The organism is Aeromonas sp. s11, from assembly GCF_040907945.1.
GTDB lineage: Bacteria > Pseudomonadota > Gammaproteobacteria > Enterobacterales > Aeromonadaceae > Aeromonas > Aeromonas veronii.
In genome coordinates this window covers 74,208-97,134 of record NZ_JBFOCU010000026.1, presented here as the reverse complement: position 1 = coordinate 97,134, position 22,927 = coordinate 74,208, and the positions used below count along the sequence as shown (strand labels likewise).

Genomic DNA, 22,927 nt, shown 5'->3' with positions numbered 1-22,927 from the left:
GCGAGTAATCGCGCTGTGTCCGTTTCACACCTTGTCCCATCGGGCTCTCCATTTATTGGGGGGAAAGGTGTAAACCATATTCAGGACGGGACAATGAAATGAAAAGAGGCGGCCCATGGGCCGCCTCCTGCGTAGTGACAATCTAAACCTTACAGCTGCTCGATACCGACGATATGCCAGGGGGCATTGTTCTTGGCCAGATCGCGCTCGAGGTGCCACACCTCTTTGATGTCTTCCTCGACTTGCTCCTGACGGTCCATGTAGCGGCCGCTGAAGCGCACGCTTACCTGAGCCCAGTCGCTGCCATAGTCAGCACGTACCAGCTGGGTATCGACGTACATCACTTCGGTGTGCTGGTCGCCAGTCAGTTCGGCGCGCTCGGCTTTGAGCTGCTCAAACAGCTCGGGGCTGACGTACTCGCGCACCTTTTCCAGATCGTTCTTGTTCCACGCCTCTTGCAGGGTGCGATAGTGATCGCGGGCACCGGCCAGGAAGCTGTTCATGTCAAAGCCAGGCGGCAGGCGGAACGGCACGTCGCTGTCGGCAAAGCCGGTGGCTTGCGGTGCGCTGTTGCTCTGCTCAAACTGTTGCGGGGCAGCGGATTGCGGTGGCTGATAGCCCGCATAGGCCGCCTGTTGTGGCTGTGGCGTCGCGACCTTGCCCTTGCGCAGGGTACGGATCAGGAAGACTGCCCCCAGCGCCAGCAGGGCGATCAGCAGGAAGTCCATTCCTTGCAGACCTTCAAAGGCACCGCTGCCCAGCAGGTAGGCAAACAGGCCGCCAGCCAGCAGGCCGCCCAGCAGGCCACCCATCATGCCGCTCTTTTTCGGCGGAGTCTGGGCATTCAGTGTCGGATTCTTGTTGTCGACCGGTTTGGCCGCAGGCTGGGCCGGCGCAGTTTTGTAACTTTTACCAAAGGATTTGCCGCCGCCAAACTTCTTGGCTTCGGCGTGAGGTGCCCCCAGGCCAATGGCCAGGATCACGGCAAACAGGGTCAGCATCTTTTTCATTTTGACTCTTTTCACTCTCGTCTGTGGGTGGGGCATGCTCCGCTTTGGCAAGCTCAGCAAGGCGCATGGCAGGCTGCCTGTCCCTAATTGTGTCGCAGCTTGTATTCATCAATATCACCTCTGGCATGAATTATTCATGAACGAGGTTGCCGCGATGCGGCGTCAAACAAGAGGAGTAAGCCGGATGAAAAGCAGAAGATTGAGTCGCAAGGAGCGCAAAATGCGAAGCAAAATCAAAATGGTCAAGGTAGAGCAGACTCTGGTTTGGCCCTTTATGATGGTATGAGCCGCCAGATAGGGCTCGCCGTAGTTGGCTTTCTTTTGTAAAATTCCCGTCCCCTTCCCGCTGCGGTTTTTATGTGTATGGCAGAGCAAGTGACGGCGAAAAAAGACGCCAAGACACAACAGCTGAAAGTTCCTCCCCACTCTTTTGAGGCCGAACAGTCCGTACTGGGCGGCCTGATGCTGGATAACGATGCCTGGGATCGGGTTGCCGAACGGGTTATCGATCAGGATTTCTACAGCCGTCCGCACCGGTTGATCTTCCAGGCTATGACCCGCCTCTCCAACGCGGGCAACCCCATCGACCTCATCACCCTGCAGGAGGAGCTGGAGCGCTCCGAACAGCTGGAAGAGGCGGGCGGCTTCGCCTATCTGGTGGAGATCGCCAAGAACACCCCGAGTGCCGCCAACATCAACGCCTACGCCGAAATTGTGCGCGAGCGGGCGGTGGTGCGGGAGATGATCTCGGTCGCCAACGAGATCGTCGAAGCGGGTTACGAGCCACAGGGCCGTACCTCCGGCGATCTGCTGGATCTTGCCGAGAGCAAGGTATTCAAGATTGCCGAGCAGCGCACCAGCGCCAACGAGGGGCCCCAGCCCCTGAAGCTGATCCTCGAGCAGACCGTCGACAAGATTGAAGAGCTGTTCAAGACCCCGCACAACGGGGTGACCGGGGTATCGAGCGGTTACAACGATCTCGACAAGATGACCGCCGGTTTGCAGCGTTCGGACTTGATCATCGTGGCGGCCCGTCCCTCCATGGGCAAGACCACCTTTGCCATGAACCTCTGTGAGCATGCGGCCCTCACTGCCGACAAGCCGGTGCTTATCTTCTCGCTGGAGATGCCCTCCGAGCAGATCATCATGCGTATGCTCGCCTCGGTCGGTCGCATCGATCAGACCAAGGTGCGTACCGGTCAGCTCGACGACGAGGATTGGGCGCGCCTCTCCTCCACCATGGGATTGCTGCTGGAGAAGGGCAAGATGTATATCGATGACGCCTCCGGCCTCACCCCGACCGATGTGCGCTCCCGTGCCCGTCGGGTGGCGCGCGAGCACGGTGGCCTATCCATGATCATGGTGGACTACCTGCAGCTGATGCGGGTGCCGGCGCTCTCTGACAACCGTACCCTGGAGATCGGCGAGATCTCCCGCTCCCTCAAGGCCTTGGCGAAAGAGCTGCAGTGCCCGGTGGTGGCGCTCTCCCAGCTGAACCGAAGCCTGGAACAGCGGGCCGACAAGCGCCCGGTCAACTCGGACCTTCGTGAATCGGGTTCCATCGAGCAGGATGCGGATTTGATCATGTTTATCTATCGTGATGAGGTATATCACGATGACAGCCCGGACAAGGGGATTGCCGAGATCATCATCGGCAAGCAGCGTAACGGCCCCATCGGCCGGGTGCGCCTCACCTTCCAGGGGCAGTTCTCCCGGTTTGACAACTACGCCGGTCCGGCGTTTGACGACGATTATTGATGTAAACCCAAGGTGATGGCGGTTTCGTCATTACCACGACTGCCCTGATCGATAGCCAGTCATTGGCTGTTGCTCAGGGCCTGTTTTCCCGGTTCGACAATTATGCCGGTCCGGCCTTCGACGACGATAAGTGAGTGGCGGTCTTCTGCCCGATGAGGGGGAGACCATTTGTGCCCTCGTAAGGGAAAACCATGAAAGCGGCTACTGCCCAAATCAACACTGCGGCCTTGCGCCACAACCTCGCCGTGGTCAAGCGCCACGCTCCCGCTTGCAAGATCATCGCTGTGGTCAAGGCCAACGCCTATGGCCATGGACTGCTGCCGGTCGCCCGCACCCTGGTGGATGCGGATGCCTATGCGGTGGCCCGTATCGAAGAGGCGCTGATGCTGCGCTCCTGCGCCGTGGTCAAACCCATCGTGCTGCTGGAGGGCTTCTTCTCCGCCGACGATCTGCCGGTGCTGGCGGCCAACAATCTGCAGACGGCGGTTCACACCTGGGAGCAGCTCGAAGCGCTGGAGCAGGTCGAGCTGCCAGCCCCCGTGGTGGCCTGGCTCAAGCTCGACACCGGCATGCACCGCCTCGGGGTGCGTGCCGACGAGATGCCCGCCTTTATCGAACGACTCGGCAAGTGCAAGAACGTGGTGCAGCCGTTCAACATCATGACCCACTTCAGCCGCTCCGATGAGCTGGAGCAGCCCACTACCCGCGAGCAGATCGATCTCTTTAGTCGCCTGACGGCGCCGCTGGCGGGCGAGCGGGCCATGGCCAACTCGGCGGGCATTCTGGCCTGGCCAGGCTCCCACTGCGACTGGGTTCGCCCCGGTGTCATCCTCTATGGCGTCTCGCCCTTCCCCAACACGGTGGCGGCCGATTACGACCTGCAGCCGGTGATGACCTTGAAGACCCAGCTGATTGCGGTGCGGGATCACAAGGCGGGCGAGCCGGTGGGCTATGGTGCCAACTGGGTGTCGGATCGCGATACCCGGCTCGGGGTGATCGCCATCGGCTACGGTGACGGTTATCCGCGCATGGCGCCCAATGGCACTTCCGTGCTGATCAACGGCCGCATCGTGCCGCTGGTGGGGCGTGTCTCCATGGATATGAGCACGGTCGATCTGGGCCCGGGCGCGACCGACAAGGCCGGCGACGAGGCGGTGCTGTGGGGCGAGGGGTTGCCGGTGGAGCGGGTGGCCGACGAGATTGGCACCATCCCCTACGAGCTCATCACCAAACTCACTTCCCGCGTCTTTATGGAGTACGTCTGATGTGGCAGCAGTGCCTGCTGACTCTGAAGCCCCGTTCGCGGGGCTTTCATTTGGTGACGGACGAGCTGGTGGCCAAGCTGCCGATGCTGGCGGGTTACCGGATTGGCATGGCCCACCTGCTACTGCAACACACTTCCGCCTCGCTCACCCTCAACGAGAATTGCGACCCCAGCGTGCGCAGCGATATGGAGGCCCATCTGCACCGGTTGGCGCCGGAAGATGCCCCTTACTATCGCCACACCTATGAGGGGGCGGATGACATGCCCGCCCACATCAAATCCTCCCTGCTCGGGGTGAGCCTGCAACTGCCGATCCGTGATGGTCAGTTGGCGCTTGGCACCTGGCAGGGGATCTGGCTTGGCGAACATCGCGTCGATGGTGGCGCCCGCAAGGTGCTGGTGACCCTGCAGGGTGAGTAATCAGGCTGCAACCAGCTGAAAGATGACGATAAAAAAGAGGGATGGCATTGAGCCATCCCTCTTTTGTTTTCACCGTTTCGCGAGCTATCCGCCTGCCAGTGGCACGGCGCTCTGCTTGGCTCAGCGGACCTTGAAGGGGGTCAACTCGGCCAGCGGGGCTGCGTCCATAAAGGCTTGCGGCTCCTGACCCTGTTTGAAGATCTTGAAGTCCTGCTCGCGGGCGCTCCAGTACTCAACGGTATCGCCGCTGATCTGTAGCAGGCTCGCTTCGCGCAGGGCCACCACATATTCGCTCGGGTTGATGGCGCAGAACTCGGCCAGACGCTCGTCGCGGGTCTCGCCCATGTGGCCGCTGATGCTGGCGTCCAGATAGTGCGGGTTGATCTGCAGCGGGAACAGGCCCAGCGCGGGCAGCACGGCGGCGTTGCAGACCGGCATGTCGTTGGTGGTGCGGATGCTCGGGGTCGCCACGTTGCAACCGGCGCTCCAGCCTACATAGGGGACGCCCCGTTCGCGCACGGCACGCTGGATCGGCACGATCAGGCCGTTTTCATGCAACATCTGGTTGAGGCGCCAGGTGTTGCCGCCACTGATAAAGATGGCATCGGCCTGATTGACGGCCTCGACCGGATCATCGAAGTGATGAATGCTGATGGTCTCGATCCCGAGGCTCTCGGTAAGTTCGTTGGCGCGGGCATCCCAGTCGCTGCGGATCACCGCGTAGGGGATGAGCAGGATGCGCTTGACCTGTTTGCGCGCGAGCAGGCTTTGAACCCGATCTCGGGCCCAGCCGAGCAGACCCGGAAATTCGTTGGCTTTACCGTTGCTAAGCAGAAGCAGTTCCATCAAATCGTTCCTCAAAAAGTGAAAGCGGAGGAGGGAGGACCACCGGAGCCGCCGTGCGGCCGGATGGCAAGAGGAGGCATGCTACCACCATTGGCGTGGCGGTTCTGTGATCGCGAGGCCCATTCAACGGCTATGGAGGAGTTATGGATGGATAACTCAATGCCAAGCGGTGGATTAATGGGCCGTGGTCAACTCGCCACCCATTGCCAATAAAAGACCCCGCCGCAGCGGGGTCATGGCAGAGTTAGTCGAGTTTGAGATCGACCCACACCATGCGGTGATCCGAACTGACCCCTTTGGCGATGCCGAGTTTCGCATCATAGACCAGGTGATAACCGGCCTCGAAGCTGGCAGGCCAGTAGACACCGCTCTTCACCGCGTTGAGGTTGGCGGAGGGGATGACGTGATCCAGCTGCAGCACGCTGGAGTTGGTGATGCGTTCCGGGTTGGGGCGAGTGAGGTTGCGTTTGCAGTCGGTCCCCTTGCTGACACACTCCGAGCCCCCTTCGCTGACCGGGATCAGGGTGCCATTGGTGATGGCCTGATTCATCAGCGGGTTGTTTAGCAGATCCTGAATGGCGGTCAGGTCGCCGTCACCGGTGAGCGGATCGGCGTTGAGATCACCCGCGATAACAAACTTGGCGTTTTTGGCCAGCCCACCCTTGGTGCCCTTGTCATCGGTCATGTAGTTGAGACCCTTGACGTAGTCATTCCAGAAGGCGATCTCGGCGCGGTTGTGTTTGACGGTGTGGCGCGCCGCATTGGCAAAGATTGGCGGGGTCGGGTGGGAGATCAGGAAGTGGATCACCTCTTCCCCCTTCTCGGTCTTGATCCGTACCGGCACATCGGCATGGTTCTTGGAGGAGAGCGGGTACTGCTGCCAGGCTGCGTCTGAATACCAGGCATCACCACACTGGCGGCCGGCCGGGATCTTGACCTTGGGATTGTTGCAGTCATCGATGATGGGGTTCTGCTCGCCCGGCATATCCTTCCACTTGAAGTGCTGGAAGGTACGGATCTGCTTGGTGTCGATGGGGTATTTGGACATCACCGCAAAGGCATACTGGCCGTGATAGTTGCCAAAGCCCCAGGCATCGTCGGGGCCGCTGTTGACTTTGCCATCCAGATTGAGGTCATAACCGCTCATCAGGCCGGTGTTGGTGGCGAAGTTCTGCATCACCGGATAGCTGATGGCGGTCACTTCGGCATGCTGGGCGTGGGCCAGATAGTTGTCGTTGAAGGCTTTCAGATCGGCGGTGCTCTCGCCTTTGCCGTCGTTGTCGAACTCGTTGAGCAGGAACACATCCGGGCGGGTGCGCTGGATGATCTCCGCCACGTTGCGGATCTGCTGCACGTTCTTGGCTTTGGTTTCAGTGGCGCCGCTCAGGCTCCCTTCGGCGAGGCGGGCCAGCAGGGCATCCTGCTCGGTGCGGGTCAGCGCCAGCTCGCCAGTCAGCATACCGGCGGCAGTGCGATCAAAAGAGAGGTTGAAGGTGGCAAAACGAACCATGGGATCAGCTGCCTTTGAGTCGTTGTCGCTGTTGCAGCCAGCCAGCATCCCGAGGGAGATGGCGGCAGCCAGTAGGGTCTTGTTGATATTATTCATTGTAATTATTCCGTAGCATCAATGAGTTATGCCTTCTGTGAGGCGGCGTCATTATAAGTAGACGGTGATGCTGCGGGGATTTTGCCTGAGCAAAGTGTGAGGATATTCACACCACATAGCTGGCGATGATGAATGTTAGCAGGGCGATATGGAGTGTGAAAAACCGGTTTATATGCTGCAGTTTCCGGGATGAATGGCGCGCTTCCTGCCGTTACCGCACTCTGAATTTGTCACACCACCATCGGCAGGCCGCTTTCGGGGTGGTGGATCACCTGTGCCGGATAGTCATAGAGACGGGCGATGAGCTCAGGGGTGAGCACCTCGGCTGGCGTGCCATCGGCCATCAGCTTGCCCCGCTCCAGCATCACCAGCCGGTCGGCATAGCGCGCCGCCAGATTGAGGTCGTGCAGCACCACCAGCACAGCTGTATTGCGGCTGGCCAGGGCGCGCGCCATGGTGAGCAACTGGTGCTGGTATTTCAGATCGAGCGCCGAAGTAGGCTCGTCGAGCAGCAGCAAGCGGGGTTGCTCGGCCTGCCCGGTCGGGGAGGGGGCCTGCCAGATCTGCGCCAGCACCCGGGCAAACTGCACCCGCTGCCGCTCGCCGCCAGAGAGCCCGGGATAGAGCCGCTTGGCCAGATGCTCGACCCCGGCATGGGTCATGGCCGCTGCCACAATTTCGTCACGCCGCGCCGCCAGTTCACTGTGGGGCAAGCGCCCCATGGCAACCACTTCCTCGCAGAGAAAGGGGAAGTTGAGGGAGGAGCTTTGCGGCAATACCCCGAGCCGGTGGGCCAGCTGGCTGCTGTCCCACTGCTGGCGATCCGCGCCAAACAGGGTGATGGCGCCCTCATATTCCAGCTCGCCGGTCAGGCACTTGAGCAGTGAGCTCTTGCCCGCCCCGTTGGGGCCGAGCAGCGCGGTGAGGGTACCGCTCTCGAGGTCGAGATTGAGCCCATCCAGGATCTGGCGCTGGCCACGGCGCAGGCTGAGTCGGCTGCAGCTCAACAGGGGGGAGGAGAGTGAGGATGAGAGTGGTTGCATAACAGTCCGTATCACAGGGCGCGGCGGCCTTTTACCAGCAGCCAGATGAAGAAGGGGGCGCCGAGCAGGGCGGTGATGATGCCCACCGGCAGCTCGGCCGGGGCCAGCAGGGTGCGTGCCAGCATATCGGCTGCCAGCAGCAGGGCGGCGCCAAGCAGGGCCGATAGCGGCAGCAACCTGACATGGTTGGGGCCCGCCAGCAGGCGCACCAGATGGGGCACTACCAGCCCGACGAAGCCGATCATCCCCGATACCGCCACTGCCACCCCGACGCCCGCTGCGGTGAGCAGAATCAGACGACGTTTGAGGGATTGCACATTGACCCCCAGATGACGAGCCTCCCCTTCACCCAGCAGCAGGGCATTGAGGGGATTGGCATCGCGCATAAAGAGCCACAGCAGGGCCGCCAGGGTGAGCAGGGCCAGCGCCACATCGGCCGGTTTGCCTGCCGCCAGCGTTCCCATCTGCCACAGGCTCAGGTTGCGCAGCATCTGATCGTCCGCCAGATAGGTGAGCAGGCCGATCACCGCGCCGGAGAGCGCCGTGATGGCGACCCCGGCCAGCAGCATGACGGTGACCGAGGTGCCGCCCTCACGGGTGCCGAGCAGATAAACCAGGGTGGTGGTGAGCGCGCCGCCGAGAAAGGCGAGCAGCGGCAGCAGACCAACCCCTATGGTGGCTTGCAGCTGCTGGCCGAGGGGGGCCAGCAGCACGATGGCGAGCGCCGCACCGAGTGCCGCACCGCCGGAGACACCTATGATGCCGGGGTCAGCCAGAGGGTTGCGAAACAGCCCCTGCATCACGGCGCCACAGAGCCCGAGGATCCCCCCCACTGCGATGCAGAGCAGGGTTCTCGGCAGGCGAATTTCCTGCACGATCAGCAGCTTGTGTGACTCAATCCCGCTCTCCTGCCCGGCAAACAGCGCCCGCAGACTCTCGCCCAGGGTGAGGGTCATGGGGCCGGTTGCCAGCGAACCGAGCAGCAACAGTGCCAGTGCGGCCGTGGTGAAGGCCAGCAGCCAGGAGAGGGGTAACCGCATCATGACCCCTGCTTGATCCACTGGGCGATCTGGTTCGCCTGTTGCAGGGAGTTGAGGCTCAGGCCCCCTTGCAGGGCGTGGCCGTCGATGGCGTGAATGGCGTTGCGCTTGCCAGCCGGGGTGGCGGCCAGGGCGGGCACTTCTGCCAGAACCTTGGCCGGATCGGCATATTGCTGCCAGTCACGACCGCTGATCAGTACCAGATCGGGCTGCATCTCGATGAGGGATTCGGCGGATACCGGCTTGTAGTTGCGCAACTCGGCGACCGGATTGATGCCGCCTGCCAGCGAGATCAGCGCGCTGGCGGTGGTGTCACCTCCGGCGATGCTGGTGGGTTGCCCCTTGTGCAGCAGCAGGAAGGCGACCTTGAGCGGTTTGTTCTGTTTGGCTTGCGCTGCCAGCTGAGCGGTCTGGGCCAGGATCTCTGCCTTCAGGCGATCGCCAGCTGCTTTATCGCCCAGCAGGCTGGAGAGGGTGTCGATGCGCTGGTTGAGGTTGGCGAGAGTCGGCGCGGTATCCAGCACCTCCACCTTGACCCCGGCACGACGCAGCTGATCCAGGGTCGGGGCCGGGCCCATCTCGTCGCTGCCCACCAGTCGGGTGGGGGAGAGGCTCAGGATCCCTTCGGCGGCCAGCGCCCGGTGATAACCCACCTTGGGCAGCCCTTTTGGCAAGGAACTGCTGACATCGGTGGCGATCAGGCTCGATTCACCGCCAAGGGCCAGAATGAGTTCTGTGGTGGCCGGGCCGATACTGACGATACGCTCTTTCTGTCCGTCGGCGGCAACGGCAGAGAAGGGAGAGAGTGAACTGCAGAGCAGGGTGATGGCGAGGGCAAGACGACGGCCCATGCTAACCTCCGAAGGGGTGAATTAAACGGGTGTGCCGCCGAGAATATCAAGGCTTTGGAAAAAATGCACTGATAATGATAGCAATTATCAATTGCATTGGTTTCGGTGCTTTATTAGAGTAGCCGCCATGATAAACAGCGGGACAACATGGTCCCGCAGAGGGAGAAAACATGAGCATTGCACAACGCATTCACGCGCTGCTGGAGCAGGATCCCGGCGCTCATCCGTCCACCCTGGCGGCCCAGCTTGCCATCAGCGAATGGGAGGTGGTTCGCCATCTGCCCGCCGAGCTGGTGACCCTGCTGCCCGCCGATCGCGCACAAGGTCTGCTGGAAGATCTGGCCGACTGGGGCCCGGTGACCACCATCGTCGAATCAGAAGGTTCCATCTTCGAGGTCAAAGCCCCCTTCCCGAAAGGCAAGGACGCACGCGGCTACTACAACCTGATGGGCCGCGACGGTGAGCTGCATGGTCACCTCAAACTCGACAACGTGGCGGGGATTGCGCTGGTCAGCAAGCTGTTCATGGGCAAGGAGGGGCACTCCTTCCAGTTCTTCGGTCACTCCGGCCGCTGTATTTTCAAGGTCTATCTGGGTCGCGACGAGAAACGCCAGCTGCTGGCCGATCAGGTCACCCGTTTCATGGCGCTGCGCCACAACTCTCAAGAGGAAGTCAAAGCATGAGTGAACGTCAGGAGCGTCTGCAGAACCGCCTGCAACCGGAGATCCGCGAGTTTCGCGACAGCTGCCGTACCCTGCAGCTCGCCACCGTCGATGGCGAAGGCAATCCCAACGCCAGCTATGCCCCGTTCGTGCTGCAGGAAGATGGCTACTATGTGCTGATCTCCGAGATCGCCCGCCACGCCCGCAACCTGCAACAGGTGCCCCGGGTATCCCTGATGCTGATCGAGGATGAGAGCGGTGCCCGCGAGCTGTTTGCCCGCAAGCGCTTGACCTTCGATGCGGTGGCTGAAGTGGTGGCCCGAGACGACGCTCGCTGGAGCAAGGCGGTTGCAGCGCTGGAGGGACGTTTTGGCGAGATCATCAAGGGTCTCTCCAACCTCAAGGATTTCAAACTGTTCCGCCTCAAGCCGGAGCAGGGGCTGTTCGTCAAGGGCTTCGGCCAGGCGTTCGCAGTCTCCGGTGACGAGCTGGTGGATTTCGTCCATCTGGTGGAAGGGCACAAGCGCATCGATAACGGTGCCGAGCTCACCAGCCCGGCCGATGCGCCGGTCTGACGATCCCTGTCGACCACGACAGCCGTCATAACAAAACGGGCAGCCACTGGGCTGCCCGTTTTTATTGTGTTATCTCATCCGGCCTGTTCAATCCTGCCAGCTGGCCTTGTTGGGAAAAGCGCGACGATCGGCGTCGGTGGCCGTTTCGTTGCACTCCCCCCGCACCTTCCAGGAGGTCTGGCTCAGCACTATGTAGCCCTGGCGGCAATACTGCTTGGTCGCCAGGGTCTCGGTCAGCAGGTTCTCCTGCAACGCCTCTCGCTGTTCCAGCAGCCGCTGGCTCTGGGCTGCCGATAGGCCGCGCGGCAAGGTGTCGTTGGGCGCGGCTTCAAAGGTGAAGCGCTTGCTCCCCTCCTCGTTGATGTGGGTCAGAAACAGGGGCTCCGGCCCGTCATACTTCTGTCCGGGCAAGCTGGAGCAGGCCGACAGCAGGGGAACAATCAACAACAGGGTGGCAGACAACAGGCGCACGACAGACTCCAGTGAGAAACGAAGCGAGGCTCGCAGATTAGCACGGCTGCAGGGCGGGTGTTACTGCCAGCAGCTCGTCGGTGGTGAGCAGGGTCACACTGCGCCCCTCCGGCAGGCTGAGGTGGCGCCACATCCAGTGATGGTGCTCGGTGATCTGGGCCGCGCTCAGATGGGGGCGATCGGCGGTGGTGTGACCATCGCTCAACACCAGCACCTCGTACCCATGGGAGGCGGCACTGCGCACCGTGGTGTCGACGCAAAAATCGGTGGCGCAGCCACAGAGAATGAGTCGATCGACCGGTTGCTCGGCCAGCAGGAAGGCGAGCTCGGTATCGAGAAAGCTGTCACATGCTGTCTTGCGCACCCGGCTCTCTCCCTTGGCCGGTTGCAGCGCACTGTGCAACTGCCAACCCGGGGTGCCCGGTTCCAGTTCGGTACCGGGGGGCGAGTCATGCTGGATATAGATGACCCGTCCCTGTTGCTGCCTGACATGGGCCGCAGCCCGATTGATATTGGCCAGCACCTGCTCCTGGCGGTAACGGGGCTCGTTGAACAAGCCTTGCTGCACATCGATGATCAGTAACACATCCATATTTTACCCGCCGTTTCCTGGAAGATTAGGGTTGCAGCCACTGGCTGCAGTCACGACTGCGGGATTGATGCAGCGCGCCCATATCTTGCTTCATCTCGTCACTGTTTTGCCAGCGCTTAGGCAGCGGCATGATGGTTACCTGCACATCGGCTGCGTGATCTGCAACAGAGGTCTCATCTGTACGAGGCACGACCAGCGCTACCTTGAGGGCAGGATTGCGGCTGGCGATGCGACTGGCGAGCCCAAGCCCCCCCTCGACGTGGAAATTGCCGGCGATATGCATGATCTGCTGGCCCGGGTGCTTGACGAGATAATCCACCATGCTCTCGGCCATGGTGTCATCCCAACTGGTCTGGGCGGCGAAGCGGCGGGCGTTGCTGTCGGCATCGCCATGGTGCATGGAGGCCATAAATTTCTGGCGATAGGGGTCATCCCCCAGCGTCAGCTGGCGGGCCAGCTGGCTGCGACGCGACGCGGGCAGTTTGTCGAGCCACTCAGCCCCCTCCTGACCGACACAGCTCACCAGCGGTTTGGGGGCGTTGGCGGCGATCACCGGCATCTGGTGAGCCTTGGCAAACTCTACCAGCGGGCGGTAGTCGCTTGGATAGTTGGGCCAGGCGTTGCCTTCGCGGATCAAGGCCGCTTCACCAATCTGGTTCGCCAGATAGGCATCCAGCGTCTTCTGATCGGCGCGGCTGAACTGCTCCATGGAGAGGGCCAATGGCCGACCGTGCTGCTGACCTGCGGTGTAGAGCCCGCTCAGCAGGCGCGATTGCAACAGATGCACGGCGGGATGGCTGTGCAGCTCACCCACCAGAATGATGTCGGCGTCGGCAATGCGCGCGAGCGCCTGCTCCAGCGTCAGGTCTGCGTCTCCCTCGCTGCTTAGCCGGTAGTCATAGAGCGTCTGCAACTGTGATGACTGGGTCGGTTGGGTGGGGGTGGCACAGGCTGCCAGCAGCAGCGGCAGGGCGAGCAGGGGAAGTCGTCTAATCATGGGATCTCACGGCTGATATGCCCGGATGCCGGTGCATCTCGGGGGGCTAATAGAGAATAAGGGCAACACAGGGCGACAGTGTAAAACCAATTTTGTTCAAAACAAATGAGAATGATTTCGTTTCTTGTTGATCTTTGTCGAGAGCCGGGTAATATGCGGTCTGTTTGATAATAGTTCTCAATAAGGATTCGCTGTGACCCATCAAAACGCACTCTCTCTGGTCGCGCTCGCCGTAGCGGCCGGTCTCTCCTCCCAGGTCTTTGCTGCCACCCAGAAGGCGGATGAAGTCGTGGTCGTCAGCGGCTCACGGATGGAGCAAAAACTGGAAGATGTCTCTGGCCCCATCTCGGTGATCACTGCCAAGCAGATTGAAGAGCAGGTCGTCACCAACGTCGCCGACCTGTTCCGCTATGAACCCGGTGTGACTGTGCTCGGCGGTCAGGGGGATGCGCAGACCTTCATCATCCGCGGCATGGGTGAAAACCGGGTCAAGGTGGTGCGCGACGGTGTGCGCCAGAACGATGCCTACAGCAAGGGCGGGGTTGGCCAGAGCTACTTTGATACCGATATGATCAAGCAGATAGAAGTGGCCAAGGGGCCCGCTTCTGCCGCCTACGGCTCCGATGCGCTGGGTGGCGTGATTGCCATCACCACCAAGGATGCCAGCGATTTCCTCAAGGGCAAGGATAGTTATCTGGACGTGACCAGCGGTTACGCCTCAAGCAGCCACCAGAAGATGGCGGGCTTTACCGGCGCCTTGCGCACTGGTGAAGTGGAGAACCTGCTGCGCTACACCTGGCGCGATGGCGGTGTGACCCAGAATTTCGACTCCACCAAGAACGACTTCGATATCGGTACCCACGCCCTGCTGCTCAAGAGCAAGTGGAACCTCTCCGATGAGCAGTTCCTCAAGCTGACCGTTGACTACCTGACCGATGGTGAGGAGCCGGATGCGGTCAAGCTCAACAAGGTCGGTACCGGCACTGCCCGTGTCTTTGATCAGCCCATCACCGACAAGCAGACCGACAACCTCTCAGTGGTGCTGGATCACGGCATCGCGCTGAATCAAGGCTGGGCCGATCGGATGGATAGCAAGGTCTATTTCGCCCGCACCAAGCAGACGCTGGATCAGTACGCCTCATCCAAGTATCCAGTCAGCCCCGGCAACCCCTATGTGACCAAAAACTCGCTGGATCACAACGTGTTCGATCAGAAGAACATCGGCGCCCAGCTGCAGTTCCACAAGGCGGTCGCCAACCACCGCCTGGCCTGGGGGGCTGAATACGAGCACACCGATAACGAACGTACCCGTTACAAGGGGCCGACGACTCCCGGTGATTTTGTCGGCTACAACGAGCTGAGTTTCCCGGCTACCACCAGCGAGCGCAGCGCCCTGTGGGCCTTTGACGAGATCAAGTTTGGCGAGCGCTGGGTGCTGACCCCGGGTGCCCGTTATGACTACTACCGGATGACCCCGGACAACGATCCGGCCTACACAGGCGACAAGCTGCACAAGTTCTCCGAAGGAGAGTTGTCACCCAAGCTGGGTCTGGTGTTCAAGGCCCACGAGGCGGCCAACCTGTTCGCCCAGTACAGCCACGGTTTCAAGGCCCCCATGTATGACAGCGCCTTCTCCACCCTGAACCATCAGGCTTACGGCTATCGCATCGAGCCCAACCCGAACCTCAATCCGGAGAGCAGCGACGGCATCGATCTTGGTGTACGTGGCAGCAGCAACGGCTTCAGCTATGAAGTAGCCAGCTTCTACAACAAGTTTGAAGACTTCATCGAGATGGTGGAAGTGGGCAAAGAGGGGCGCACCGCCGTCTATCAGTACCAGAACCTGAGCAAGGCGACCACCAAAGGGGTCGAAGCCAAGGCGGATTACTGGCTCAACGACATCGTCAATGTCTGGGGCAACCTCGCCTACATCGAAGGCAAGGATGGGGATGGCAACTACATCAACAGCCTGAGCCCGCTGAACGGCTCCGTCGGTGTGCGTCTGGAACAGGCCCAATGGAACTTCAACACAGCGCTGCGCTTTGCTGACGACATGGACAAAGTCCGTAAAGACAGCAAAGGCAACGATTACGTTAAGAGCGCCGGTTGGGGTGTGGTGGATATGTACGCCCAGTTCAACCCGATGACCGACCTGCAGCTCAACGTCGGGGTCTTCAACCTGTTTGACAAGGAGTACACCAGCTACGAGCGCATCGCCGGTCGTGCCGAGGGCTCCGATAACAGCATGATGACCGAACCGGGCCGCAACCTGAGTGCACGGGTCAAATACGTATTCTAAAGAGCAAACAACAGACGCAGATGATCAAAGGGGCTTCGGCCCCTTTTTTGTCGCCGCCATGTTGTGACGATGGAGCAGAGGTTTGCCTAAAAAAAGAAACCCGCCATAGGCGGGTGGAAGGATTGCAACACTAACCAGGAGGAGGTGTTACCAGGTAGACCCCACCTCTTCGGTAATAGTTCAATTTTATTGAAGTTTTTTCGTTTTCTGCGCAGGGTTTCCATCGGGATCTGCGGGGGCGGATGGGTTATCATTCTGCTCCCGTCATCCGGTTGCAGAGGATCTATGCCCGCGTTTTCCTGGTTAGCGCTCTTTTTCGGCGCCTTCTATTTTGTCTACGGTGCTTACTTGCCGTTCTGGTCGCTCTGGCTGGAGGGGGTGGGCGTCAGCGCCGAGATGATTGGTCTGCTGCTGGGGGCGGGGATGGCGATCCGCTTTGCCGGCAACCTGATGGTGATGGGGCAGATCAAGGGGGCGGGCCATCTGTTGCCGGTTACCCGGTTGCTCTCCCTGCTCAGTTTGCTGGCGTTTCTCGGCTTCTATCTCAGTCATAACCTCTGGTGGCTGGTGGGCTTGACCCTGCTGGCGAACTTTATCTATCCGACCCTGATGCCGGTGGGAGAGGCGCTGGCGACCCGCATGGTGGTGCAGGCGCACCTCGATTACGGCAAGGTGCGGCTGTGCGGCTCCTTTGCCTTTATCGTTGCCTCTACCTTGGTGGGGGCGCTGGTGGGGAATTTTGGTAGCGACTGGATTTTGCACACCATGGTGGCGGGGCTGGTGCTGATGCTGCTGCTCAGCTGGTTGCCGCTCTATCCCGCACCACAGGATAGTCAGGGCGAGCGGGCCAAGGCGTCCTTGCTGGCAACCCTGCGCAGCGCGTCGGTGCGCCGTTTCCTGCTGCTGACAGCTTTGCTGCAGGGGAGCCACGCCGCCTATTACGGTTTCAGCGCCATCTACTGGAAGGCGCAAGGGTATAGCGGCACCATCATCGGCTATCTCTGGGCGCTCGGGGTGGTGGCGGAGATCTGCATGTTCGCCGCCGACAAGCGTTTCCTGCAACGCTTTGGCGCCCAGAGTCTCTTTATCGCCGGTGCCATCGGTTGTGTGGTGCGCTGGGTATTGCTGGGTGCCTCGACCGAGCTGTGGGTACTGGTGCTGGGGCAACTGCTCCACTCGGTGACGTTTGGCATGAGCCATCTCGGGGCGGTGCGCTTCATGACTCGCCAGCTGCCCGCCGAGCAGTTGATCCCGACCCAGGCGCTCTATGCGGCCCTTGGCCTCGGCATGACGGTGGCGGCCCTGATGGCACTTTGCGGCGTGCTGTTCGAGCCTCTCGGCGGCGGCATCTTCTTCCTGATGGTGCTGGTGGTGTTGCCGGTGTTCTTCCTGCGGCTGCGCCCCTTTGCGCCGTCTGCGCAGGGGAGGGCTCCGGCCTGAGAAATGCACATCTGAACAGGGAGAGCCACGGCTCTCCCTTTTTCGTTGCTGCGGTTTGTGGCGTTACTGCTGCTCGCCAAGATAGAGGCGGCTGAGACGACGCCAGGTGTCCGAGCCGATGGTGCCTGCAAGCAGCTCATTGGATGCTGCATCAAAGCGGCCATCCGGCAGCCAGCCCAGCTGGGGCAGTAGTTGCGCCAGCGTCACGTCATTGTGTTGCAGCTCCCGATCCAGCGCTTCCCAGAAGGCGCTCCCCTTGACGTAAAAGAGCGGGTAGTAGGAGCGATCGCCAGCCATCACCTCGCGAGCCGCCCGATAGAGACCACTCTCGCTATGGGGCAGCTGTTTGCCCCGCTCGGCCAGCTCGTTGACCGCCGTGACCTGATGCAGCCGAAAGCGGCGCAGCGCCTTGATGGCGAGGTACTCGGCGAGGCTTTCGTTGACCCAGGTGGGCTGTGGAGCTGCGCGGCGAGCGCTGAGGATATGCACCGCCTCGTGGGCCGAGGTGCGCAGCAGGCGCAAGGGGGCCTGTGGCGTCGGTTTGCCAGCCTCGGTGGGGTAGTTGGCGACAAACACCTGATCTCCGGCGGCGCCGCCGAGGGAGCGGGTCGCCACATCCCGACCCAGCCACACCAGTTGCCACGGGTGAGTGGGGGGATCCACGTCGAGCTGGAAGGCCAGATAGTCGACGATCTCATTCAGTTGCTGCTGCAAGGCCGGCAGATCGAGCTGATTGGCGGTCTCGTCATGGCTCAGCACCAGCCGTGGATCCGGCTTGGTGACGGGCACTGTGTCCAGACCAAATGACAGGATCAGCGGCGGCTGGTTGACATCCGGCAGTGGTTGGCAGTTGCCATCCGGTAGACAAACCTTTCCTTGGCGGCTCCCCATCTGGCGCACAAAGTTACCCCACTCGGTCAATAGCCACTGGTTGGGAGCAAACAGAAGCGACTGTTGGGCCGAGGCATCAGCACCCTCTGCCGGAGCCGGTGTGAGCGTGATCTGCCAGCCGATCTCCTTGCAAGAGAAGGGCTGGTTGAGGGCAACCGGCTGGTTGTCTGCAAGGCAGACCAGCGCGGGGGAAACCGCCGTGGCACTGCCCGGCAACTGACGAGCTGGGAGCAGGGTAAAGGGAGGCTTGCCCTGCATGGTGAGGCGCACTTGCAGCACATTGGCGCTGGCGCCCTGCTCGATAAGGTAGCGGGGGCCGCTCGCGTCATTGCCAGCGCAGGCCCACAGCGGCAGCAGCCACAGGGCAAACGGGGTGATATGACGACTCATAAGGGGGTTAGCGCTCCTGCTCGTAGCCCAGCAGATCGCCGGGCTGGCATTTGAGTTCACGGCAGATGGCCTCCAGAGTGGAGAAGCGCACCGCCTTGGCGTGGCCATTCTTGAGGATCGAGAGGTTGGCCTCGGTGATGTCGATGCGCTGGGCCAGCTCGCGGGCGGTCATTTTGCGCTCTGCCAGCAGGGCATCGAGGCGGATGATAATGGGCATACGTTCCTCACACCGTCAGTTGCTGTTCATCGGCCAGCAGTTTGGCCTCGCGCATGACCAGTGCCAGCGCCAGTACGATCAGTCCCGCCAGCAGTACCCGGAAATCGGAGGTACTCAGCGCTATGGTACCGAGTACTTCCGGGCCTCTCATGGTGAGCACCGTATCCAGCAAGGGGGTCAGGATCAATTCGACCAGGAAGGTTGTACAGAGCAGCACTCCGATCTGCCGATAGCGGCGGATCTGCTCGAAGGTGAAGAGCAGACCGGCGCGGTAGCCACGAAACAGTTGACGCAGTTGCCAGAGCATCATCATAAAGACCAGATCCGGCAACAGCTGCACCAGGGTGCCGAGCAGCCGGGTGGAGAAGTGAAGGGGATAGTCGGCAGGATTGATGCCGGGGCGGCTCAAGATGGTGTTGAGTTTATCCTGCAGAAAATCGGCGCCACCGAAGGGGGTCCACACCTCCAGCAAGGTGATCAAAGGGGTCGCTAGCAGTGCCAGCAGCAGCAGCCATTCGATCAGCATGCTCGAGCGTTCGAGTTTGTTGGAGATCATCTCATTCCTCACTGTGATGGTTTTATCTGAAAGGTAAAGTTTATCGTTTATCAATATTCACACCGGTAATGTTTATTGTTTTACGATATGCAGTCAAGATAAAACTTATTGAAAAACGATAATTTCAATCTGTCCGAAGGGGATGACTTTTGGCAGCAGCCTCTCTAGACTGGCGAGGTTGTATACAAAAACTCAACATGGACAAGGAGTTATCGATGCACCAGGGATGGCTGCTGATCGGATTGTCGCTCACCTATCTGGGGCTGCTCTTTCTTATCGCCTTCGTGGCAGACAAGCACAAACGGCACCGTCTCAAGGGACAACCGCTGCTCTACAGCCTGTCGCTGGCGGTCTACTGTACCTCCTGGACCTTCTTCGGCACCGTGGGTCAGGCGAGTGAATCCCCCTGGTCGCCAGTGCCCATCTACCTCGGCCCCATGCTGGTCTTTCTGTTTGGTTGGCGGCTGCTGGCGCGCCTTATTCTGGTGGCCAAACGGGAACACATCACCTCCATCGCCGACTTTATCGCCGCCCGTTACGGCAAATCCCAGCGGCTCGCCATGGTGATCGCCCTCATCGCCATCATGGGGATCCTCCCCTATCTGGTGTTGCAGCTCAAAGCCATCGTCACCGGGCTGGATCTGCTGATGGTCAACAGCGGCGGCATCAGCCCGACCAGCAATACCAGCGAGTTGGCGCTCGGGGTTACTTTGCTGCTGGCGCTGTTCAGCATCCTGTTCGGTACCCGCCATCTCGATGCCACCGAGCACCACAGGGGGATGGTGGTGGCCATCGCTTTCGAGTCGGTGGTCAAGTTGCTGGCCTTTATCGCGGTGGGGGGCTTCGCCCTCTGGCTGATCCTGAGCAAACCGGGCGAGGCTCACGAGCAGGTGACCCGCGACTTCTTTGCGCAGGTGGTGGCGGTGAGCCCCGGCAACCTGCTGGAGCTTGCCATCTACACGGTGCTGGCGATGTGCGCCGTCATCTGCCTGCCGCGCCAGTTTCATGTGACTGTGGTGGAGAACAATCAGGGGCAGGATTTGCACTGGGCGCGCTGGATCTTCCCGCTCTACCTGTTCGTGATGGGGCTCTTTATCTGGCCGCTGGCGCTGGCGGGCAAGCAGTGGGTGGGTGCCGATATGGCCTCCGATACCTATGTGATCAGTCTGCCGATGGCCCTCGGTTTCGATGGCATGGCGATGCTGGCGTTTCTCGGCGGCACCTCGGCGGCCACCGGCATGGTGATCGTCTGCACCATCGCGCTGGCGATCATGGTGAGCAACGATCTGGTGCTGCCGGTGCTGCTGCGCCGCTTCTGGCGGCAGGGGCGCGACGAGCGGCTGGTACGGCTGCTGTTGCAGGTGCGCCGTGGCGCCATTCTGCTGATCTTGCTGGCGGCCTGGGGGCTTTACCTCTGGCTCGGCGATCTCACCAGCTTGTCGCGCATCGGCTATCTCTCCTTTGGCGCGGTGGCCCAGTTTGCGCCGGCCCTGCTGCTCGGCCTCTACTGGCGTCATGGCAATCGCAAGGGGGTCTATCTTGGGTTGAGCCTCGGGGTGAGCCTCTGGTTCGTGACCTTACTGGTGGAGAGCGGACTGCTGGCCGGTTCACCGCTGGCTGAACTGCTGGCGCCGCCGGACTGGCCCGCATTTCGCGAGCTGAGTCTCGGAGCCTGGTGCATCTTCCTGAGCCTGCTATTCAACCTGCTCGGTTATGTGGCGGGCTCGCTGCTGTCGCGCCCTGCGGTGAGCGAGCGGCTGCAGGCGGCCAACTTTGTCGGCAAGCCGAGCCGCGATACCGCCGCCCTCTATCAGGCGCGGGTCTCGGTCAAGGAGCTGGAGATGCTGGCGGCCCGCTTTGTCGGCTCAAGCCGGGTCAAGCGCGCCTTTGGTCGCTTCGCCGGTGAGCGGGGCGGCACCCTGGCGCCCCAGATGCAGGCTTCGGCCGAGCTGATTGCCCACACCGAGCGGCTGCTGGCGGGGGTATTTGGCACTTCGTCGGCGCGGCTGGTGCTCGCCTCGGCCCTGCAGGGGCGCAACATGCAGCTCGAGGAGATCGCCACCATTGTCGATGAGGCCTCCGACGTGTTTCGCTTCAACCGCGGCCTGCTGCAGGGGGCGATCGAGCATATCGGGCAGGGGATATCGGTGGTGGACAGGGAACTTCGGCTGGTGGCCTGGAACCGCCGTTACATCGAGCTGTTCCACTATCCGCCCGGGCTTATTCAGGCAGGGCGTCCCATCGAGGAGATCATCCGCTACAACGCCCAGCAGGGGCTTTGTGGCCCCGGCGATATTGAGGAGCACGTGGCGCGGCGGGTCGCCTTTATGAAGCGCGGCAGCGCCCATATCTCGGCGCGGGAGCGCCCGGACGGGCGGGTGATTGAGATGCAGGGCAACCCCATGCCCGCCGGCGGTTTTGTCATGACCTTTACCGACATTACCCCGTTTCGCGATGCGGAGCGGGTGCTGCGTGAAGCCAACGAACATCTGGAGGCGCGGGTGGCCGAGCGTACCCGTGAGCTCTCCGAACTCAACCGCCAACTGCTGCTGGTGAACCAGCAGGTGGAGCGGGCCAATCAATCCAAGAGCCGTTTTCTGGCGGCGGTCAGCCACGATCTGACCCAGCCCCTCAACGCAGCCAAGCTGTTTACCTCCTCCCTGCTGGAGATGTTGCCCGATGCTGGCGAGCAGGCCCGCATCGCCCGCCATATCGACGATGCGCTGGGGGCGACCGAGGATCTCATCACCGATCTGCTCGATATCTCGCGGCTCGAAGCGGGCAAGTTCAAGGCCAAGAAGCTCGACTTCGCCCTGCGCGATCTGCTCGACAATCTCAAGGCGGAGTTTGGCGTGCTGGCCCAGGCGGGGGGGATCCACTTCTCGGTGGTGGAGAGCAAGCATGCGGTACACAGCGATGTGCGGCTACTGCGCCGGGTGCTGCAGAACTTCCTGACCAATGCGTTTCGCTACAACCCGGGTGGCCGGGTGCTGCTCGGTTGTCGCCGGATGGGGGACAAGATCCGCATCGAGGTATGGGACAACGGCCCCGGCATCCCGCAAGACAAGCAGGAGGCGATCTTCGACGAGTTCTCCCGTCTCGATCACTCCCGTACCGCCAAGGAGCAGGGGCTGGGTCTGGGGCTCGCCATCGCCCGTGGCATCTCGCTGGTGCTTGGTCATCAGCTCACTTTGCAGAGTTGGCCGGGCAAGGGATCGGTCTTTGCGGTGACCCTCAATCTGGCGACCCGGTCGGTCACGGCCCATCAGCTGGCGGCGCCGGTGGTGCGTGACAGCCAGCTGGAAGGTGTAGCCGTGCTCTGTATCGACAATGAGCGGGACATTCTGACCGCCATGAGCACCCTGCTCGGCCGTTGGGGCTGCGAGGTACGCTGCGCCGTCGATCTGGCCGAAGCCGAGGCGCTGGTGGCAGACGGGTTTGTGCCGAGACTGGTGCTCTCCGACTATCACCTCGACGAGGGCAAGACCGGGTTGGAGGCGCTGGCTGCGCTGCATCGGGTGTGTGGCGACGAGCTGGGAGGCATCATCATTAGTGCCGATCGCAAGAGCGAGCTGCAGGCGCAGATCCGCGAGCGGGGGTATGGCTACATCAGCAAACCGGTCAAACCGCTCAAACTGCGGGCCCTGATGAACAGCCTGCTGCTGCGCTAGCCGCATCCGGGGCGGCTAGCCGTGAACCGGCTCACAAAACCGCGCAATGATCCTGTGGCCCGTGGTCATGGATGAATGCCGAGAACAGAGATCTATTGGCGAAGATCTCTTCATCTTCCTGCGTAATGGCTACTAGTTACTGCATTGGCTTGCCACTGTCGGTGAACGCCGACAGTGGCAGACCGGATTGGCTCACTCTATAGTCGGGATGCGATTTTTTGCATCGCAAATGAAGTAACCGAAGGGCAAACCGATCGCAAGATCGGGACGCAAAGCTTCCGGTCCAGGGATGAGCCGTACTTGAGATAGCGGGGCCACCACAGGTTGT

The 22,927-nt window shown here is 61.2% G+C and carries 20 protein-coding genes and 1 riboswitch; of the genes, 8 read left to right on the top strand and 12 right to left on the bottom strand.

Going from position 1 to position 22,927, the window contains the following annotated elements; translation table 11 throughout:
* Positions 1-149: 149 nt before the first annotated feature.
* Positions 150-1,010 carry a Tim44 domain-containing protein gene (locus AB5Y84_RS08010; RefSeq protein WP_005335275.1) on the bottom strand — a complete coding sequence of 287 codons (861 nt, stop codon included), beginning with the start codon at positions 1,008-1,010 and terminating at the stop codon, positions 150-152.
* A gap of 363 nt (positions 1,011-1,373) precedes the next feature.
* Here AB5Y84_RS08010 and dnaB point away from each other — a divergent pair, with 363 nt between their 5' ends.
* From dnaB to AB5Y84_RS07995, 3 genes are all read left to right on the top strand, one after another.
* Positions 1,374-2,768, top strand: coding sequence for a replicative DNA helicase (gene dnaB / locus AB5Y84_RS08005; RefSeq protein WP_026035132.1), 1,395 nt, complete (start codon positions 1,374-1,376; stop codon positions 2,766-2,768).
* A gap of 191 nt (positions 2,769-2,959) precedes the next feature.
* Complete coding sequence (gene alr / locus AB5Y84_RS08000) at positions 2,960-4,033, top strand: alanine racemase (RefSeq protein WP_349930874.1); 1,074 nt, start codon at positions 2,960-2,962, stop codon at positions 4,031-4,033.
* Positions 4,033-4,452 (top strand): secondary thiamine-phosphate synthase enzyme YjbQ, encoded by a 420-nt coding sequence (locus AB5Y84_RS07995; protein WP_349930876.1) that lies wholly within the window; start codon positions 4,033-4,035, stop codon positions 4,450-4,452. Before alr ends, AB5Y84_RS07995 begins: the two co-directional genes overlap by 1 nt.
* A 120-nt stretch (positions 4,453-4,572) precedes the next feature.
* Here AB5Y84_RS07995 and pepE read toward each other — a convergent pair whose 3' ends face one another.
* The 5 genes from pepE to AB5Y84_RS07970 all read right to left on the bottom strand — a co-directional run bounded on the left by pepE (position 4,573) and on the right by AB5Y84_RS07970 (position 9,838).
* A complete protein-coding gene (gene pepE, locus AB5Y84_RS07990) occupies positions 4,573-5,298 on the bottom strand; it encodes a dipeptidase PepE (protein ID WP_349930878.1) in 726 nt (241 codons plus the stop codon).
* A gap of 244 nt (positions 5,299-5,542) precedes the next feature.
* Positions 5,543-6,904 (bottom strand): endonuclease/exonuclease/phosphatase family protein, encoded by a 1,362-nt coding sequence (locus tag AB5Y84_RS07985; RefSeq protein ID WP_257725881.1) that lies wholly within the window; start codon positions 6,902-6,904, stop codon positions 5,543-5,545.
* Between the two features lie 230 nt (positions 6,905-7,134).
* A complete protein-coding gene (locus AB5Y84_RS07980; protein WP_349930881.1) occupies positions 7,135-7,947 on the bottom strand; it encodes a heme ABC transporter ATP-binding protein in 813 nt (270 codons plus the stop codon).
* Between the two features lie 11 nt (positions 7,948-7,958).
* Positions 7,959-8,990 (bottom strand): iron ABC transporter permease, encoded by a 1,032-nt coding sequence (locus AB5Y84_RS07975; protein ID WP_005335261.1) that lies wholly within the window; start codon positions 8,988-8,990, stop codon positions 7,959-7,961.
* Entirely contained in the window at positions 8,987-9,838 is an 852-nt protein-coding gene (locus AB5Y84_RS07970) for a hemin ABC transporter substrate-binding protein (RefSeq protein WP_216950249.1), read from the bottom strand. Before AB5Y84_RS07970 ends, AB5Y84_RS07975 begins: the two co-directional genes overlap by 4 nt.
* 170 nt (positions 9,839-10,008) lie before the next feature.
* On the opposite strand from AB5Y84_RS07970, the gene hutX reads away from it, so the two are divergent.
* The gene (gene hutX, locus AB5Y84_RS07965) at positions 10,009-10,521 is read left to right on the top strand and encodes a heme utilization cystosolic carrier protein HutX (protein ID WP_005362516.1); all 513 of its coding nucleotides are present in this window, start codon (positions 10,009-10,011) and stop codon (positions 10,519-10,521) included.
* Positions 10,518-11,075, top strand: coding sequence for a heme utilization protein HutZ (hutZ, locus tag AB5Y84_RS07960; RefSeq protein ID WP_005335257.1), 558 nt, complete (start codon positions 10,518-10,520; stop codon positions 11,073-11,075). The genes hutX and hutZ overlap by 4 nt, the downstream gene beginning before the upstream one ends.
* Before the next feature lie 87 nt (positions 11,076-11,162).
* On the opposite strand, the gene AB5Y84_RS07955 is transcribed toward hutZ, so the two are convergent.
* Genes AB5Y84_RS07955 through AB5Y84_RS07945 form a run of 3 tightly spaced genes read right to left on the bottom strand, consistent with a single transcriptional unit; the run spans position 11,163 to position 13,135 of the window.
* Positions 11,163-11,546: a hypothetical protein gene (locus tag AB5Y84_RS07955; RefSeq protein ID WP_005335256.1), complete on the bottom strand. Its 384-nt coding sequence runs from the start codon at positions 11,544-11,546 to the stop codon at positions 11,163-11,165.
* 37 nt (positions 11,547-11,583) lie between these two features.
* On the bottom strand, positions 11,584-12,138 hold the full coding sequence (locus AB5Y84_RS07950; protein ID WP_005348211.1) for a cysteine hydrolase family protein: 555 nt from the start codon (positions 12,136-12,138) through the stop codon (positions 11,584-11,586).
* A gap of 25 nt (positions 12,139-12,163) precedes the next feature.
* Positions 12,164-13,135, bottom strand: a complete 972-nt coding sequence (locus AB5Y84_RS07945; protein WP_257725882.1) for a ChaN family lipoprotein — start codon at positions 13,133-13,135, stop codon at positions 12,164-12,166.
* A gap of 193 nt (positions 13,136-13,328) precedes the next feature.
* Here AB5Y84_RS07945 and AB5Y84_RS07940 point away from each other — a divergent pair, with 193 nt between their 5' ends.
* Together AB5Y84_RS07940 and AB5Y84_RS07935 are read left to right on the top strand one after the other, a co-directional pair.
* Positions 13,329-15,434: a TonB-dependent hemoglobin/transferrin/lactoferrin family receptor gene (locus AB5Y84_RS07940; protein ID WP_257725883.1), complete on the top strand. Its 2,106-nt coding sequence runs from the start codon at positions 13,329-13,331 to the stop codon at positions 15,432-15,434.
* 285 nt (positions 15,435-15,719) lie between these two features.
* The gene (locus AB5Y84_RS07935; RefSeq protein WP_257725884.1) at positions 15,720-16,874 is read left to right on the top strand and encodes a 3-phenylpropionate MFS transporter; all 1,155 of its coding nucleotides are present in this window, start codon (positions 15,720-15,722) and stop codon (positions 16,872-16,874) included.
* A 63-nt stretch (positions 16,875-16,937) separates the two neighbouring features.
* Here the strand turns inward: AB5Y84_RS07935 and AB5Y84_RS07930 are convergent, their stop codons facing one another.
* The 3 genes from AB5Y84_RS07930 to AB5Y84_RS07920 are packed head-to-tail and all read right to left on the bottom strand — an operon-like array spanning position 16,938 to position 18,928.
* Positions 16,938-18,155, bottom strand: a complete 1,218-nt coding sequence (locus AB5Y84_RS07930; protein WP_257725885.1) for a hypothetical protein — start codon at positions 18,153-18,155, stop codon at positions 16,938-16,940.
* A 7-nt stretch (positions 18,156-18,162) separates the two neighbouring features.
* Complete coding sequence (locus AB5Y84_RS07925) at positions 18,163-18,372, bottom strand: helix-turn-helix transcriptional regulator (RefSeq protein ID WP_005335250.1); 210 nt, start codon at positions 18,370-18,372, stop codon at positions 18,163-18,165.
* A 7-nt stretch (positions 18,373-18,379) separates the two neighbouring features.
* Positions 18,380-18,928 (bottom strand): DUF2975 domain-containing protein, encoded by a 549-nt coding sequence (locus tag AB5Y84_RS07920; protein WP_139430511.1) that lies wholly within the window; start codon positions 18,926-18,928, stop codon positions 18,380-18,382.
* 215 nt (positions 18,929-19,143) lie between these two features.
* Here AB5Y84_RS07920 and AB5Y84_RS07915 point away from each other — a divergent pair, with 215 nt between their 5' ends.
* Positions 19,144-22,599, top strand: a complete 3,456-nt coding sequence (locus AB5Y84_RS07915) for a NahK/ErcS family hybrid sensor histidine kinase/response regulator (RefSeq protein ID WP_368176727.1) — start codon at positions 19,144-19,146, stop codon at positions 22,597-22,599.
* 234 nt (positions 22,600-22,833) lie between these two features.
* Positions 22,834-22,921: riboswitch (cyclic di-GMP riboswitch) on the top strand.
* Positions 22,922-22,927 lie beyond the last annotated feature (6 nt).

Excerpts from the sequence above, each read along its gene's own strand:
- pepE (WP_349930878.1), bottom strand. The coding sequence starts at position 5,298 with ATGGAACTGCTTCTGCTTAGCAACGGTAAAGCCAACGAATTTCCGGGT.
- AB5Y84_RS07935 (WP_257725884.1), top strand. The coding sequence starts at position 15,720 with ATGCCCGCGTTTTCCTGGTTAGCGCTCTTTTTCGGCGCCTTCTATTTT.
- hutZ (WP_005335257.1), top strand. The coding sequence starts at position 10,518 with ATGAGTGAACGTCAGGAGCGTCTGCAGAACCGCCTGCAACCGGAGATC.
- AB5Y84_RS07995 (WP_349930876.1), top strand. The coding sequence starts at position 4,033 with ATGTGGCAGCAGTGCCTGCTGACTCTGAAGCCCCGTTCGCGGGGCTTT.
- AB5Y84_RS07930 (WP_257725885.1), bottom strand. The coding sequence starts at position 18,155 with ATGAGTCGTCATATCACCCCGTTTGCCCTGTGGCTGCTGCCGCTGTGG.
- AB5Y84_RS07920 (WP_139430511.1), bottom strand. The coding sequence starts at position 18,928 with ATGATCTCCAACAAACTCGAACGCTCGAGCATGCTGATCGAATGGCTG.
- AB5Y84_RS07915 (WP_368176727.1), top strand. The coding sequence starts at position 19,144 with ATGCACCAGGGATGGCTGCTGATCGGATTGTCGCTCACCTATCTGGGG.
- AB5Y84_RS07985 (WP_257725881.1), bottom strand. The coding sequence starts at position 6,904 with ATGAATAATATCAACAAGACCCTACTGGCTGCCGCCATCTCCCTCGGG.
- AB5Y84_RS07975 (WP_005335261.1), bottom strand. The coding sequence starts at position 8,990 with ATGATGCGGTTACCCCTCTCCTGGCTGCTGGCCTTCACCACGGCCGCA.
- hutX (WP_005362516.1), top strand. The coding sequence starts at position 10,009 with ATGAGCATTGCACAACGCATTCACGCGCTGCTGGAGCAGGATCCCGGC.
- AB5Y84_RS07925 (WP_005335250.1), bottom strand. The coding sequence starts at position 18,372 with ATGCCCATTATCATCCGCCTCGATGCCCTGCTGGCAGAGCGCAAAATG.
- AB5Y84_RS08010 (WP_005335275.1), bottom strand. The coding sequence starts at position 1,010 with ATGAAAAAGATGCTGACCCTGTTTGCCGTGATCCTGGCCATTGGCCTG.
- alr (WP_349930874.1), top strand. The coding sequence starts at position 2,960 with ATGAAAGCGGCTACTGCCCAAATCAACACTGCGGCCTTGCGCCACAAC.
- AB5Y84_RS07945 (WP_257725882.1), bottom strand. The coding sequence starts at position 13,135 with ATGATTAGACGACTTCCCCTGCTCGCCCTGCCGCTGCTGCTGGCAGCC.
- AB5Y84_RS07980 (WP_349930881.1), bottom strand. The coding sequence starts at position 7,947 with ATGCAACCACTCTCATCCTCACTCTCCTCCCCCCTGTTGAGCTGCAGC.
- AB5Y84_RS07970 (WP_216950249.1), bottom strand. The coding sequence starts at position 9,838 with ATGGGCCGTCGTCTTGCCCTCGCCATCACCCTGCTCTGCAGTTCACTC.
- dnaB (WP_026035132.1), top strand. The coding sequence starts at position 1,374 with ATGGCAGAGCAAGTGACGGCGAAAAAAGACGCCAAGACACAACAGCTG.
- AB5Y84_RS07950 (WP_005348211.1), bottom strand. The coding sequence starts at position 12,138 with ATGGATGTGTTACTGATCATCGATGTGCAGCAAGGCTTGTTCAACGAG.